General features: G+C 33.3%; 2 protein-coding genes. Both read left to right on the plus strand.

Going from position 1 to position 504, the window contains the following annotated elements; genetic code table 11:
- A partial coding sequence (locus HCJ50_RS15660; RefSeq protein ID WP_221636620.1) for a hypothetical protein occupies positions 1-198 on the plus strand: 198 nt, incomplete at its 5' end.
- On the plus strand, positions 198-504 hold a 307-nt coding region (locus HCJ50_RS15615), incomplete at its 3' end, for an IS3 family transposase (RefSeq protein ID WP_187120660.1). The genes HCJ50_RS15660 and HCJ50_RS15615, both read left to right, overlap by 1 nt.

The raw sequence follows: 504 nt of genomic DNA on the forward strand, positions 1-504 counted from the left end.
CTTCGGAAAGAATTCCAAATTTCTAGTTCAGGAACTCTCTATACATGGAAAAAGTGGTATTTAGATGGAGAGATAAGCAGACTGAACAGTGTCTCTGGGCGTCCTTTAAGGCATGAATTGTCGGTTTCCGAAGAATTAAAACAGACAAAAAAAGAACTCGAATTATTAAAAAAGTATTTTTCTCAGGAAAGATGGTGATGCGTAAAAATATAGTTCTCTTTATGAAGCAACATGCACAGGAATTTTCTATTACACAGCTTACTCGCTTATTTGGTATATCTAGAAGTTATTACTATCGCCATCGCTATAAAGAAATAGATACTTTATCTGATGTAGAGTTACGTATTCAAGAATTAGTAACCAAAAACCATTTTCTCTATGGTTATCGAAAAATCCATGCTTTAATTAAGAAAGAAATTCCGATAGGAATTAATAAAGTGGCTAAAATTATGCGTAATAGAGGATGGAACTGCCAGGCGAAAAAGAAAAAATTTAGAAAGCCAG

It is taken from the genome of Listeria immobilis (assembly GCF_014322765.1).
Taxonomy (GTDB): domain Bacteria; phylum Bacillota; class Bacilli; order Lactobacillales; family Listeriaceae; genus Listeria; species Listeria immobilis.